Source organism: Enterobacter cloacae complex sp. SHL012, assembly GCF_049237505.1.
GTDB lineage: Bacteria > Pseudomonadota > Gammaproteobacteria > Enterobacterales > Enterobacteriaceae > Enterobacter > Enterobacter kobei.
In genome coordinates this window covers 36,822-49,633 of the sequence record NZ_JBMKIZ010000011.1, presented here as the reverse complement: position 1 = coordinate 49,633, position 12,812 = coordinate 36,822, and the positions used below count along the sequence as shown (strand labels likewise).

Here is a 12,812-nt window from a genome sequence, read left to right as displayed (position 1 = left end):
CGCCGTAGCGCCGATGGTAGTGTGGGGTCTCCCCATGTGAGAGTAGGGAACTGCCAGGCATCAATCAAGAAGAACCCCGTACCGTAAGGTGCGGGGTTTTTTGCTTTGGACTTTATTCCTCTCCTTGAAACTTTCCCGTAGGCCGGATAGGGCAAAGCCGCCATCCGGCAAAGCAGATTGCGCGATCTCACCGGAAAGAGAAGCAAGAATATAAAAGAAGGGATTTATAAACGCAGAAAAGCAAAAACCCAGCCATAGGCTGGGTTCTTTAAATAGTGGTGCCCGGACTCGGAATCGAACCAAGGACACGGGGATTTTCAATCCCCTGCTCTACCGACTGAGCTATCCGGGCAACGGAGCGCATTAAACCGCAATCGCGCCTTATCGTCAACATTATTTCGGGGAAAGCTGTTCAATTGCTTAACTTTACGGCAATCTGGCGGTTTACGCGCCGAAAAGACCAAATTTCGCTGATTCGCTTACGTCAACGCCCCGCCCATACGACACTGAGCAAAGCGAAGAATATCTTCCGCCAGGCGGTGCGCCGTATCCACATCGGCCTGGCTACGATTCACCAGCATGCGGCTCAGACAACCCTCCAGTATCAGCTCCATCTGCTTAGCGACCATTGCCGGGTCATCCACTTCAAGCGTTGTCAGTAGCTCGTGAGTGAAGTCATGCGCCGCACGCTTTTGCTGATCCGCCAGCTGATGTATTGGATGCCCGGGATCGGGATAAAATGTACAGGCGGCAATAAACAGGCAGCCCGGATAACGATTGTTACTGACACATTCAGTCAGGGCGGTGTAGCGAGCCAACAGCTTTTGCTCAGCCGTCAGTTCTTCATTAAGCATCAACTGTCTGCGCCAGATATCCACCTGCTGGCAAAGGTAGCGCAGCGCATCATAAAGCAGGGCCTCTTTATCCGGCCAGAAACGCGTTAACTCATCCAGAGGGTAATCGATACGGTCGGCTACCATCTCAAGCGTGGTGCTGGCGATCCCTTGAATCTCAAGTAATTGCAGGGCTTGTCCCAGTACGTCTTCACGTTGCACGGTTATCTCCTCCGCTATTCCCAACGGTATGTCCCGTCTAAAGTGTTGTTTACGGTTGGCGATTGCGCAAATGCGCGCTGAATGCCGTTGAATCCATAAACCCGGTTACACGCTGTTCTGGCTGCTCTTCCCCTTGTTCATTGAAGAATAAAATGGTTGGCAGCCCGAGTACGTTAAGGTGCTTAAGCAGAGTCTTATCCTGCTCATTGTTGGCCGTGACGTTTGCCTGGAACAACACCGTCTCTTTCAGGGCGCTTTGTACCTGAGGATCGCTAAAGGTGTATTTTTCAAACTCTTTGCAGGCGACACACCAGTCAGCATAGAGATCGAGCATCACCGGTTTACCTTTTGCCTGAGCCAGGGCGCTATTGAGCTCATCGACATTGTTAATGCGGGTGAAGTCCAGATGCGCCTGCGTCTGACCCACCGGCGCGCCAAATGCCCAGTCCTGCAGCGGACGCACGCTGACCAGTGCAGCCGCCAGCAGCAGGATTTGCACAAGGCGCATCCATGGCTTTTTCGCCCCCAGGCTGACGATAAATGCCCAGGAGAAGAATGCGACGCCAAGCATCGCCCACAGACGCCTTCCCCACTCGTCTCCGATGATGCGCTCCAGCAGGAACACCGGTAGCGCCAGAATGACAAAACCAAACGCGGTTTTCACCGTCTCCATCCACGGTCCGCTTTTCGGCAGCAGACGATTACCAAAGACCGTCACAAGAATGAGCGGCAGACCCATCCCCAGCGCATAAAGATACAGCGTTCCGCCACCGAGCCACATATTGCCGCTCTGGGCGATGTACAGCAGGATGGCGCTGAGCGGCGCAGTGGTGCAGGGTGAACAGATTAGCCCGGCAATTGCACCCATTGCGAACACGCCGCCTGCAGATCCTCCCTGCTGACGATTACTCATCAGCGTTAAGCGGGTTTGCAGCGAAGAGGGCAGTTGCAGAGTGAACAGGCCAAACATCGACAGCGCCAAAAGAATAAAGACAACTGACAGACCAATAAGCACGTAAGGATGCTGAAGCGCTGCCTGGAATTGCAATCCAGCGGCGGCGACCACGAGGCCGAGCGCCGTGTAGGTTAATGCCATGCCCTGGACATAAATAAAAGCCAGCAGCAGCGCCCGGGCGGTGGAAAGCCGTTGCTTACCGCCTAGCACAATCCCGGAGATCAGCGGGTACATGGGCAGTACACACGGCGTAAAGGCAATGCCAATACCAATCAGTAGCGCCCAAAACGCTGAGAAGGGAAGATCTGAAGTGGCTTCGCCTTCTCCCTTCACCCTGGCCCTCTCCCCTGAGGGGAGAGGGGAGGCAGCGCCTTTAACTTCAGTAAGCGGAACGACCTTCGTTTCAGGAGGATAGCAGAAGCCCGCGTCGGCACAGCCCTGATACGTCACGGTCAGCGTGGCGCCTTTATCCGCCTGATTCACCGTGACGGGGACGTTTAAGCGCTGACGATAGATTTCACTCTTACCGTAGAACTCGTCCTCGTGCCACTCGCCCGCGGGCATCTGCAATGCGCCGACGTTAGCCTTTGCGGACGTGATGCTGACCTGTTTGCGGTAAAGGTAGTAACCCTCTTTCACCTGCCAGGTCAGATTGAGATCGTGCTGGTTCTGCTGAAAATCGAAAACAAACGCCTGGTCGGCAGGAATAAAGTTTGAACGGCCGGGTGCGTCAAACAACCCGGCAAATACTGATGTGCTGCACAGCAGCAGGATCAGCGTAAGGAAGCGTTGAGCCATGTGAGATAGTCGTTATCGCCATGGAGCACTGGCAGCGCCAGCAGCTCTGGAGTTTGGTAAGGATGATGAGACTTGAGGCAGTCGAGGAGCGCCTGCTGGTTCGCCCGGTTGGTTTTAAGCAACATCTGGACTTCGTACTCCTGCTCCAGCTTGCCTTCCCAGTAATAAAGGGAGGTTGCGCCGGGGAGAAGCGTTACGCAGGCTGCCCATTTTTCGGCCAGCACTTTGGCGGCGAGATCCTGGGCAGAGGCTTCATCAGGGGCGGTACACAGTACGACAACGGCATCAGGCGTGTTCACAAGTCGACCTCCTCATCACGAAAGTCTTCACTATATCACGCAAGACGATTGGTCATTAATGAATCGGGCCGCAGTGCGGCCCGATTTTAACTATTTTTACAACGGCTGAAGGTTTACAGCACAATGCCACCGATGATAAAGCCGAGGATGACGCAAAGCGTAATTGCTACCACGCCCGGGATCAGAAACGCGTGGTTAAACACGTACTTACCGATACGGGTAGAGCCAGTGTCATCCATTTCAACCGCTGCCAGCAGGGTTGGGTAGGTTGGCAGAACGAACAGTGCGGAAACGGCTGCGAAAGAGGCAATCGCCGTCAGCGGCGTTACGCCTAACATGAGTGCCGCAGGCATCAGCGCTTTGGTGGTTGCTGCCTGGGAGTAAAGCAGGGTCGCAGCAAAGAACAGCACGACCGCCAGCAGCCACGGGTAGTTGTGCAGCAGGTCGCCGGCTACGGTCTGGATATCGCTGATGTGCGCCTTCACGAAGGTATCGCCGAGCCATGCCACACCCAGTACACACACGCAGGCGCTCATACCGGATTTAAAGGTACTGGCGTTCAGCACTTCGCTGGTGTCGATTTTACAGGTGATGCTAATCAGCGTCGCGATAGTCAGCATGAACACCACAATCGCTTCGTTACGCGGCAGAACCGGGTTCTGAATCAGCCCCACGGTGTCACTGATGGCGGTTGCGTAGAACATCACTGCGACGATACCAATCAGGAAAAGCAGTACGGAGCGCTTTGCGTGCGGCTTCAGTTCGAAGACCTGGCTACCGCGCAGTCTCACTTCACCTTTTGCCAGACGCTCCTGGTAAACCGGATCGTCTTTCAGTTCGGCACCGAGGAAGTTACACAGCACGGCAGTAATCATGACCGCAATCAGCGTCACCGGAATACAGATCGCCAGCAGCGTCAGGTAGCTCACGCCCATCGGCTCAAGGATACCGGCGAAGAAGACCACGGCGGCAGAGATCGGCGACGCGGTGATGGCAATCTGAGACGCAACGACGGCAATAGAGAGGGGACGAGACGGGCGAATCCCCTGTTCTTTTGCCACTTCGGTAATCACCGGCAGCGTGGAGAACGCCGTGTGGCCAGTTCCCGCGAGAATGGTCATAAACCAGGTGACCAGCGGGGCAAGGAAGGTAATGTATTTAGGATGGCGGCGCAGCATACGCTCCGCCAGACTCACCAGGTAGTCCATACCGCCTGCCACCTGCATAGCGGCGATAGCGGCAATAACTGCCATGATGATTTCGATAACGTCAAAAGGGATTGCGCCGGGTTTAATCTGAAAGATAAGGGTAAGAATGAGCACCCCGAGACCGCCGGCAAAACCGATGCCGATACCCCCGAGTCTTGCTCCCAAATAAATCGCCAACAAGACGATGACGAGTTCTGCTCCAAACATAAGGACCTGCCTTGCTTATTAACAAGTTGATATTGAATTGTTGTATTTTGGTAACGCCTAAAAAGAAAAAAGGCACGTCACAAGTGACGTGCCTTTAAAAGCCTAGCCTGAACGGTTACTGTTCGCTTTCATCGGTATATCGTTTCGCTTTATATGCCGGGTGCATCAGGTTCTGGGCGGAGAAGATATCGTCCAGCTCAGCCTCGGTCAACAGTCCGCGCTCCAGCACCACTTCACGCACGCTCTTACCGGTTTCGGCACAAATCTTACCGACGATGTCACCGTTATGGTGACCGATGAACGGGTTGAGGTAGGTGACGATCCCGATAGAGTTGTAAACGTAGCCTTCACACACTTCTTTATTTGCGGTAATGCCGTTAATGCATTTTTCCAGCAGGTTGTAGCAGGCGTTAGTCAGGATGTGGATAGATTCGAACATCGCCTGGCCAATCACGGGCTCCATTACGTTCAGCTGCAGCTGACCGGCCTCGGAGGCCATCGTCACGGTAGTGTCGTTACCGATGACTTTGAAGCAAACCTGGTTCACCACTTCTGGCACGACCGGGTTCACCTTAGCTGGCATGATGGACGAACCCGCCTGCAGTTCTGGCAGGTTGATTTCGTTCAGGCCAGCGCGCGGGCCGGAAGAGAGCAGGCGCAGGTCATTACAGATTTTGGACAGTTTCACCGCCAGACGTTTCAGTGCGCTGTGTACCATCACGTACGCGCCGCAGTCGGAGGTGGCTTCAATCAGGTCTTCCGCAGGCACGACCGGCAGGTTGGACACTTCAGCCAGCTTCTGAACCGCCAGCTGCTGATAGCCATCCGGGGTGTTCAGACGCGTACCGATGGCGGTTGCGCCCAGGTTCACTTCCAGTAGCAGCTCAGAGGTGCGCAGCAGGTTTTTGGTCTCTTCATTCAGCAGCACGTTAAATGCGTGGAATTCCTGGCCCAGCGTCATTGGCACTGCGTCCTGTAACTGGGTACGACCCATTTTCAGGATATCCTGGAACTCAACCGCTTTACGCTGGAAGCCATCGCCCAGTTGGTTGATGGCGTCCACCAGTTTCACCACGGAGGCATACACCGCGATACGGAAGCCGGTTGGGTAGGCGTCGTTGGTGGACTGGCATTTGTTAACGTGGTCGTTCGGGTTCAGGTACTGGTATTCACCTTTCTGATGACCCATCAGCTCCAGGCCGATGTTTGCCAGTACTTCGTTGGTATTCATGTTGACGGAGGTACCCGCGCCGCCCTGATAGACGTCAACCGGGAACTGGTCCATGCATTTGCCGTTGTTCAGCACTTCATCGCAGGCAGCGATAATCGCATTTGCCGCGCTTTTAGGAATGGTTTGCAGCTCTTTGTTGGCCAGCGCTGCGGCTTTCTTCACCATCACCATGCCACGGACAAACTCAGGGATATCGCTGATTTTGCTGTTGCTGATGTAGAAGTTTTCAATCGCTCTCAGAGTGTGAACACCATAGTAGGCATCCGCTGGAACTTCCCTGGTACCCAACAAGTCTTCTTCGATACGAATGTTGTTTAACATGTGAACCTTCTTTTCAAGCTGCCGATGGATTGTACTAAACACACAGTATATATGTGGTTTTGAATATTTTCTGACCGACGATTATTCCCTCAATCAGCCAGATGCTCGAGATCATATGCTGATGATAGCGAATTGCCGTAAGCTGGATCACTTATTATCGAGCCGATTCCATGATAATTATTAATCTGTGAAATGTGTCACCGCTTTAATATTTCCAGAAAAAATATCCGTGCAAACCGATTGAATTTTCGCTAACTGCCACCATTTCATACAAACGCGCGTCGCGAACACATTCAGACAGGGGCCTGACGGCACCTGCCCTACAGGAGATGCCAGTGCGCTGGATACCATTTATTGCTTTCTTTCTCTATGTTTACATTGAGATTTCCATTTTTATCCAGGTTGCCCATGTACTGGGCGTCCTGCTGACGCTGGTTCTGGTGATTTTCACCTCCGTCATCGGCATGTCGCTGGTGCGTAACCAGGGTTTCAAAAATTTCCTGATAATGCAGCAGAAGATGGCTGCAGGCGAAAGCCCGGCAGAAGAGATGATCAAAAGCGTGTCGCTGATTATCGCGGGTCTGCTGCTTATTCTGCCTGGCTTCTTTACCGACTTCCTCGGCCTTTTGCTGCTTCTGCCGCCAGTGCAAAAACACCTGACCATGAAGCTGCTGCCGCATCTGCGTTTTAGCCGTATGCCGGGCGGTGGCTTCAGTACGGGCCCGGGCGATACGTTTGAAGGGGAGTATCAGCGTAAGGATGAACAGCACCACCGTTTAGACCACAAAGACGATCGGTGATTTTTATGCCCGGTGGCGCATCGCTCACCGGGCCTGCGGATTTTGCCGCTTCGGTAAAAACAGCCACAGCCCTGCCAGCATGACGATGGCATACACACTCTTCCATCCCACCATTGCCAGCAACAGCAGGCAAAGCACACCCCCGACGACCGCCAGTGCTTTATAACGGCCTTCCAGCAGACGACAGCCCGCCAGCATGCACAGCAGATAGATCATAATGAAAATGCCGTTGGCGTAGACGATCAGGGCATCCAGATTGATTTTCAGTACGTAAATACCCAGCGTACTCAACACGCAGCAGCCCAGCACGCTATTCAGTGCATTCACCGGAAGTTGACGTTTGGACAACTGCGCAAGACGGCTTTCAGGATTATAAAGCGCCTGCGACCACACCAGACGGGCAAAGCTCTGGATATAAATATTCAGGCTGGCAAAACAGGCGAGATAGCCAATCATACACGCGACCCACAGCGCTTTTACGCCAAACAGCTGTACCACTATGCCAGGCAGTGACGCGGCAGCCGCTTTATCCGCACCGAATGCGTTGAAGTGCAATACCAGCACGGTGCAGGCCCAGTAAACTGTTCCTGCCAGCAGCAGGCCAATCATCAGCGCGCGCGGAAAATCGCGCTCAGGCTGCTTAAATTCAGAGGCCAGATGGGCGAACGCTTCGAGACCCACAAAACACCAGAACATAACGGCAAGGGCGGCGAAAAGCTGTGAATGGTCAATGTTTGTCGCTGCCGGGAAGGGAATGTCCTTAATTGTGATATTGCCCGCCCACCAGACAGCCGCAACGAGCGCAACAATCAGTACCGCAACCAGCGTCTGCAGGTTTGCACTTGAGCTGGCGCCGCGTGAGCCCACCCACCAGACGATGGCCAGCGTACCCAGTTCAGCCAGCAGGAGCTGCTCGTTATGCCAGCCAAACAGCGCCTGTCCAAAGCCGGTTGCAATATGCAATGCCGCAGGAAGACCCACCGGGATCACCGAGAGAAACAGCCAGCCGGTAACACGCTTCAGTCGCGGGCCAAACGCCAGCCCGACAAAGTGCGCCACACCGCCTGCGTCAGGGAAGTGCCGCCCGAGGATGGCAAACACAATGGCTATCGGAAACACCAGCACAATCAGCACCGGCCACGCCCACAGGCTGTTATTGCCTGCTACCAGCGCCGCCAGTGCGGGTACGGCAAATACGCCCGTACCTAACAAGGAGGTTGAGAGCAGGCCAACGCCCTGCGCCAGTCCCAACTCCTGTTTAAGTCCACTCATTGACATCGTCCTGCCAATACCAAAAGAGAGGGGATGGTAACACTTTCGCAAAATTTTTTTTCAACTCCCCCTTGAAGGGGGAAAAAGCTATCCCCATCTCTCAGGGCACTAGTCGGAAAACCGCATGCGGGCCGGCGTCATCCATAACTGATAATGACTTTCTCAAAGGAGAGCTATCAATGAGTATTCGTCCGTTACATGATCGTGTGATCGTCAAACGTAAAGAAGTTGAAACCAAGTCTGCTGGCGGCATCGTTCTGACCGGTTCTGCTGCAGCCAAATCAACGCGTGGCGAAATCATCGCTGTCGGTAAGGGCCGCATCCTGGAAAACGGAACTGTGCAGCCGCTGGACGTTAAAGTTGGTGACATCGTAATTTTCAACGATGGCTACGGCGTGAAATCCGAGAAGATCGACAATGAAGAAGTGTTGATCATGTCCGAGAGCGACATTCTGGCAATTGTTGAAGCGTAATTTACGCACGAGAATTTGAGGAAATAAGAACATGGCAGCTAAAGACGTAAAATTCGGTAACGACGCTCGTGTAAAAATGCTCCGCGGCGTAAACGTACTGGCCGATGCAGTTAAAGTGACCCTGGGCCCGAAAGGCCGTAACGTAGTGCTGGATAAATCCTTCGGCGCGCCAACCATCACCAAAGATGGTGTTTCTGTAGCACGTGAAATCGAACTGGAAGACAAGTTCGAAAACATGGGTGCGCAGATGGTGAAAGAAGTTGCCTCTAAAGCGAACGATGCTGCAGGTGACGGTACCACCACCGCGACCGTACTGGCGCAGGCTATCATCACTGAAGGTCTGAAAGCCGTTGCTGCGGGCATGAACCCAATGGATCTGAAACGTGGTATCGACAAAGCTGTCGCTTCCGCTGTTGAAGAGCTGAAAGCGCTGTCCGTACCGTGCTCTGACTCCAAAGCCATTGCTCAGGTAGGTACCATCTCCGCTAACTCCGACGAAACCGTAGGTAAACTGATCGCTGAAGCGATGGACAAAGTCGGTAAAGAAGGCGTTATCACCGTTGAAGACGGTACCGGTCTGGAAGACGAACTGGACGTGGTTGAAGGTATGCAGTTCGACCGCGGCTACCTGTCCCCATACTTCATCAACAAGCCAGAGACTGGCGCTGTTGAGCTGGAAAGCCCGTTCATCCTGCTGGCTGACAAGAAAATCTCCAACATCCGCGAAATGCTGCCAGTGCTGGAAGCCGTTGCGAAAGCAGGCAAACCGCTGGTTATCATCGCTGAAGACGTTGAAGGCGAAGCGCTGGCGACCCTGGTGGTTAACACCATGCGTGGCATCGTGAAAGTGGCTGCGGTTAAAGCACCTGGCTTCGGCGATCGTCGTAAAGCGATGCTGCAGGATATCGCTACCCTGACTGGCGGTACCGTTATCTCTGAAGAGATCGGTATGGAGCTGGAAAAAGCGACCCTGGAAGACCTGGGCCAGGCAAAACGCGTTGTGATCAACAAAGACACCACCACCATCATCGACGGTGTGGGTGAAGAAGCCGCTATTCAGGGCCGTGTTGGTCAGATCCGTAAGCAGATCGAAGAAGCAACCTCTGATTACGACCGTGAAAAACTGCAGGAGCGCGTAGCGAAACTGGCAGGTGGTGTCGCTGTTATCAAAGTCGGTGCTGCGACCGAAGTTGAAATGAAAGAGAAAAAAGCGCGCGTTGACGATGCCCTGCACGCGACCCGTGCTGCGGTAGAAGAAGGCGTGGTTGCTGGTGGTGGCGTTGCGCTGGTGCGTGTTGCCGCTAAACTGGCTGGCCTGACTGCACAGAACGAAGACCAGAACGTGGGTATCAAAGTTGCGCTGCGCGCAATGGAAGCGCCTCTGCGTCAGATCGTTTCTAACGCCGGTGAAGAGCCATCTGTGGTTGCGAACAACGTGAAAGCGGGCGAAGGTAACTACGGTTACAACGCGGCAACTGAAGAATACGGCAACATGATCGACTTCGGTATTCTGGACCCAACTAAAGTTACCCGTTCTGCTCTGCAGTATGCGGCATCTGTAGCTGGCCTGATGATCACCACCGAGTGCATGGTTACTGATATGCCTAAAGGCGACGCGCCTGACTTAGGTGCTGCTGGTATGGGCGGCATGGGTGGTATGGGCGGCATGATGTAATCATGTTGTTCTGAACCTCTCAGAACGAACCCCGGGCAGCGATGCCCGGGGTTTTTTATTGCCTGTCCAGCTGCTACTCAAAGGTGCCTTTCACGCACACAACACCTTCGCGCACCATCTGGCGGCCTTTCGCCCAGACCTCGTGGATTTTTAGATCGTCCGTCAACACCAGGAAATCGGCATCGCATCCGGGCGCGATCCGTCCTTTATGCTCCAGCCCGAGAAACTCCGCCACATTACGCGTAAATGGCAGAAGCGCCTCCTCCAGCGGCAGGTGATAGCGGCTGACCAACTGCTGTAGGGTTTCCGGAAGGGATTCGAATCCTGCCACGCCAATACCTACCAGATTGCCATTTGCGTCAAAATTCGGTTGGCTACCGTTACCGTCCGAGCTGAGCGTGAGACGGTTAAACGGCACCTGCGCTTCGCGGGCTGTCGCAATGGCGGTGGCGGCATCAATGGGTTCGCTGATGCTGGTGGTGATATCGATATAACCCCCTTCGCGAGCATAGTTTAGCGCGGCGAGGAAAAGCGCCTCGCCGCGGTTAACATGGGTGGGCAGCAGCTTCGTGCGGGGAACGTCAGCGTTATTCAGAATGTTAAGGAGCGGCTCCAGCAGCTTCGGGCTGTTGCCGAGGTGAAAAACGGAGATACCCGCTTTGGCACCCAATAGCCCGCCGACGCGTGACTGGGCGGCCATGCTGGCGAGCCGATCGTCCGCTGGTGCGGAAGAGCGATGATCGGAAATCGCGCATTTCACACCAATGATTTTGTCGATCAGCGCCACATCTTTTTCAATACTGCCGGTAATCGTCGGAGAAGGCAGTCCGTACGCGCCCGTCAGCATCCACGCGCTGATCCCTTCATGCTCAAGCGCTCGTGTTTTTGCCAGCAGTGATTCAGGGTGTCGGGTGACGCCGTCGGTGCCCAGCAGGCCAACCACGGAGGTGATACCTGCTGCTACCAGCGCAGACAGCCGCACCTCCGGCGTGCGGGTGTGGGGCCCCGCTTCACCGCCGCCACCGATGAGATGCACGTGCTGATCGATAAATCCCGGGCAAATCACCGCTCCAGCGAGATCGGTTTCAGGACACGCCATCCGCGTTGTTGCATGCCCCGCTTTTTCGATCGCAACAATTTTTCCCCCAGCGATCAGCAGATCGCAATGTCCCCGATCCTCCGGGGCGTAGAGATGTGCGTTGCGGAAAAGATGGGGTTCCAGCACTGAAAAATCCATTTTTATCTCCTCAGAAGAGTAGCTGCATCACCCACATTGAGAGCAGGGCGTTAATGACGCAAACCGTAATAATGTGCGGGTAATATTTCGGATTCACGCCTGCGGTACCCAGGCAGCGGCCGGTATTTTGCACCGGATTGCCCATCAAATAGATGGCGGGCAGCAGGATGGTGGCATCGTGACCGTTGAGTGAGCCGGCGGCGACCAGACTGGCGCAGACCCCCACGCCGCCGCCCATACTCATCACCGAGGCCAGAAGGACCGTTGCCGCCGCGCCCGGAAGCCCCCAGAGCGCCATGACGGGCTCGCAAACATTGCCCACGATATCCAGCAGGCCCGTCACCTTCAGCGCCTGAATAATGACAAATGCCATGACCACGTTTGGCAGCAGGCTGGTGGTCGCGATGGTAAAGCCGCGACGGGCACCATCAATAAACATGTCCATGATATTTTTACGCGGCTGGGCGATCATTTTTTTCCTCCTGAATACGATGATCTTCCATACGGGCGATCCACAGTCGCAGGAAGTTAGCGCCAACAAATTTGAATACCAGAATGACGGCCAGCGGCGCGATCACCGGGACGGTAATAAACGTGAAAAGCGCGGCGCCGGAAGAAAAATAGTTGGTAATAATGGCGCTTCCGCTGGTCTGGAAGGTAGCGAAAATGGCGCGTTCATGGTCGGTAATTGCTCCGTCGTCGGTCAGCTCTTTGGTCATACCTGCCGCCGCATCGGTGTTTTGCAGGTTGGCGATAAGGGCCAGAGAGCAGATCCCCGGCACGCCAAGCAGCGGACGCAAAATAGGCGTCATCAGCTGTTGTGCGGCACGCAGTCCGCCCAGACCTTCGGTGACGGCAATGATCCCGAGCGATAAAATGACCGAGGGCGCCAGTTCAAGGGCAAATAAAAACCCGTCTTTCGCCCCCGTTCCGCCTGTGCCGCGAAACGTCAGGGCGCCGTTGACCGGTCCAAAGCTACCGTTTAAGACGGTAAAGTCCAGCACGCGCCACCATTCAGTACTTTTGGCGAAAAAACCGGAGAAAAATACGATGGTGAGTACAAACGCCAGATAGCCTACCCATGTCACTTTTTCCTCTCCTGAGGATGATGCACTCATGAAACCCCCTTTTTCATTGCGTACAAAAGTTGTACGTCGCACCACTACATACGATCGAGGGCTAAAACACGATATCCCAAAGGCTATTATCAGAATTCATTTAAGATGTCGGAGGAGTGCCTGGCGGAATCTGGCTCGCAGAAATGCTCGGCATTTTTCTTTT

General features: G+C 54.4%; 12 protein-coding genes and 1 tRNA gene. 3 read left to right on the top strand and 10 right to left on the bottom strand.

All coding sequences use genetic code 11. The features are described 5' to 3' along the window. Window positions 1-276 precede the first annotated feature (276 nt). From ACOTY9_RS21555 to aspA, 6 genes are all read right to left on the bottom strand, one after another. A tRNA-Phe gene (locus ACOTY9_RS21555) sits at window positions 277-352 on the bottom strand. A gap of 127 nt (window positions 353-479) precedes the next feature. Beyond that, window positions 480-1,055 (bottom strand): transcriptional regulator, encoded by a 576-nt coding sequence (locus tag ACOTY9_RS21550; protein ID WP_248197188.1) that lies wholly within the window; start codon window positions 1,053-1,055, stop codon window positions 480-482. A 49-nt stretch (window positions 1,056-1,104) separates the two neighbouring features. Further along, complete coding sequence (locus ACOTY9_RS21545; RefSeq protein ID WP_348566151.1) at window positions 1,105-2,808, bottom strand: protein-disulfide reductase DsbD; 1,704 nt, start codon at window positions 2,806-2,808, stop codon at window positions 1,105-1,107. Beyond that, a complete protein-coding gene (gene cutA, locus ACOTY9_RS21540) occupies window positions 2,784-3,107 on the bottom strand; it encodes a divalent cation tolerance protein CutA (protein ID WP_176260927.1) in 324 nt (107 codons plus the stop codon). The genes ACOTY9_RS21545 and cutA overlap by 25 nt, the downstream gene beginning before the upstream one ends. 113 nt (window positions 3,108-3,220) lie before the next feature. Continuing rightward, the gene (locus tag ACOTY9_RS21535; protein WP_200924727.1) at window positions 3,221-4,522 is read right to left on the bottom strand and encodes an anaerobic C4-dicarboxylate transporter; all 1,302 of its coding nucleotides are present in this window, start codon (window positions 4,520-4,522) and stop codon (window positions 3,221-3,223) included. A gap of 115 nt (window positions 4,523-4,637) precedes the next feature. Beyond that, complete coding sequence (gene aspA / locus ACOTY9_RS21530; protein ID WP_003855923.1) at window positions 4,638-6,074, bottom strand: aspartate ammonia-lyase; 1,437 nt, start codon at window positions 6,072-6,074, stop codon at window positions 4,638-4,640. Window positions 6,075-6,409: 335 nt separating this feature from the next. Here aspA and ACOTY9_RS21525 point away from each other — a divergent pair, with 335 nt between their 5' ends. Continuing rightward, window positions 6,410-6,874, top strand: coding sequence for an FxsA family protein (locus ACOTY9_RS21525; protein WP_348566150.1), 465 nt, complete (start codon window positions 6,410-6,412; stop codon window positions 6,872-6,874). 24 nt (window positions 6,875-6,898) lie between these two features. On the opposite strand, the gene yjeH is transcribed toward ACOTY9_RS21525, so the two are convergent. Then, window positions 6,899-8,146: an L-methionine/branched-chain amino acid transporter gene (gene yjeH / locus ACOTY9_RS21520; RefSeq protein WP_348566149.1), complete on the bottom strand. Its 1,248-nt coding sequence runs from the start codon at window positions 8,144-8,146 to the stop codon at window positions 6,899-6,901. Between the two features lie 179 nt (window positions 8,147-8,325). On the opposite strand from yjeH, the gene ACOTY9_RS21515 reads away from it, so the two are divergent. After that, a complete protein-coding gene (locus ACOTY9_RS21515; protein WP_003855929.1) occupies window positions 8,326-8,619 on the top strand; it encodes a co-chaperone GroES in 294 nt (97 codons plus the stop codon). Window positions 8,620-8,650: 31 nt separating this feature from the next. Next, entirely contained in the window at window positions 8,651-10,294 is a 1,644-nt protein-coding gene (gene groL / locus ACOTY9_RS21510) for a chaperonin GroEL (protein WP_014882201.1), read from the top strand. 73 nt (window positions 10,295-10,367) lie between these two features. On the opposite strand, the gene iadA is transcribed toward groL, so the two are convergent. From iadA to ACOTY9_RS21495, 3 genes are read right to left on the bottom strand one after another with little or no spacing between them, the layout of a single operon-like run. Next, window positions 10,368-11,531: a beta-aspartyl-peptidase gene (gene iadA / locus ACOTY9_RS21505; protein ID WP_063943819.1), complete on the bottom strand. Its 1,164-nt coding sequence runs from the start codon at window positions 11,529-11,531 to the stop codon at window positions 10,368-10,370. Between the two features lie 10 nt (window positions 11,532-11,541). Continuing rightward, window positions 11,542-12,003 carry a YjiG family protein gene (locus ACOTY9_RS21500; protein WP_014882203.1) on the bottom strand — a complete coding sequence of 154 codons (462 nt, stop codon included), beginning with the start codon at window positions 12,001-12,003 and terminating at the stop codon, window positions 11,542-11,544. Continuing rightward, entirely contained in the window at window positions 11,984-12,649 is a 666-nt protein-coding gene (locus tag ACOTY9_RS21495) for a nucleoside recognition domain-containing protein (protein WP_023331837.1), read from the bottom strand. Before ACOTY9_RS21495 ends, ACOTY9_RS21500 begins: the two co-directional genes overlap by 20 nt. Window positions 12,650-12,812 lie beyond the last annotated feature (163 nt).

Bases quoted from the DNA above. Each gene is read 5' to 3' on its own strand.
- iadA (WP_063943819.1), bottom strand. From the start codon at position 11,531: ATGGATTTTTCAGTGCTGGAACCCCATCTTTTCCGCAACGCACATCTC.
- ACOTY9_RS21495 (WP_023331837.1), bottom strand. From the start codon at position 12,649: ATGAGTGCATCATCCTCAGGAGAGGAAAAAGTGACATGGGTAGGCTAT.
- ACOTY9_RS21545 (WP_348566151.1), bottom strand. From the start codon at position 2,808: ATGGCTCAACGCTTCCTTACGCTGATCCTGCTGCTGTGCAGCACATCA.
- groL (WP_014882201.1), top strand. From the start codon at position 8,651: ATGGCAGCTAAAGACGTAAAATTCGGTAACGACGCTCGTGTAAAAATG.
- yjeH (WP_348566149.1), bottom strand. From the start codon at position 8,146: ATGAGTGGACTTAAACAGGAGTTGGGACTGGCGCAGGGCGTTGGCCTG.
- ACOTY9_RS21515 (WP_003855929.1), top strand. From the start codon at position 8,326: ATGAGTATTCGTCCGTTACATGATCGTGTGATCGTCAAACGTAAAGAA.
- ACOTY9_RS21535 (WP_200924727.1), bottom strand. From the start codon at position 4,522: ATGTTTGGAGCAGAACTCGTCATCGTCTTGTTGGCGATTTATTTGGGA.
- ACOTY9_RS21500 (WP_014882203.1), bottom strand. From the start codon at position 12,003: ATGATCGCCCAGCCGCGTAAAAATATCATGGACATGTTTATTGATGGT.
- aspA (WP_003855923.1), bottom strand. From the start codon at position 6,074: ATGTTAAACAACATTCGTATCGAAGAAGACTTGTTGGGTACCAGGGAA.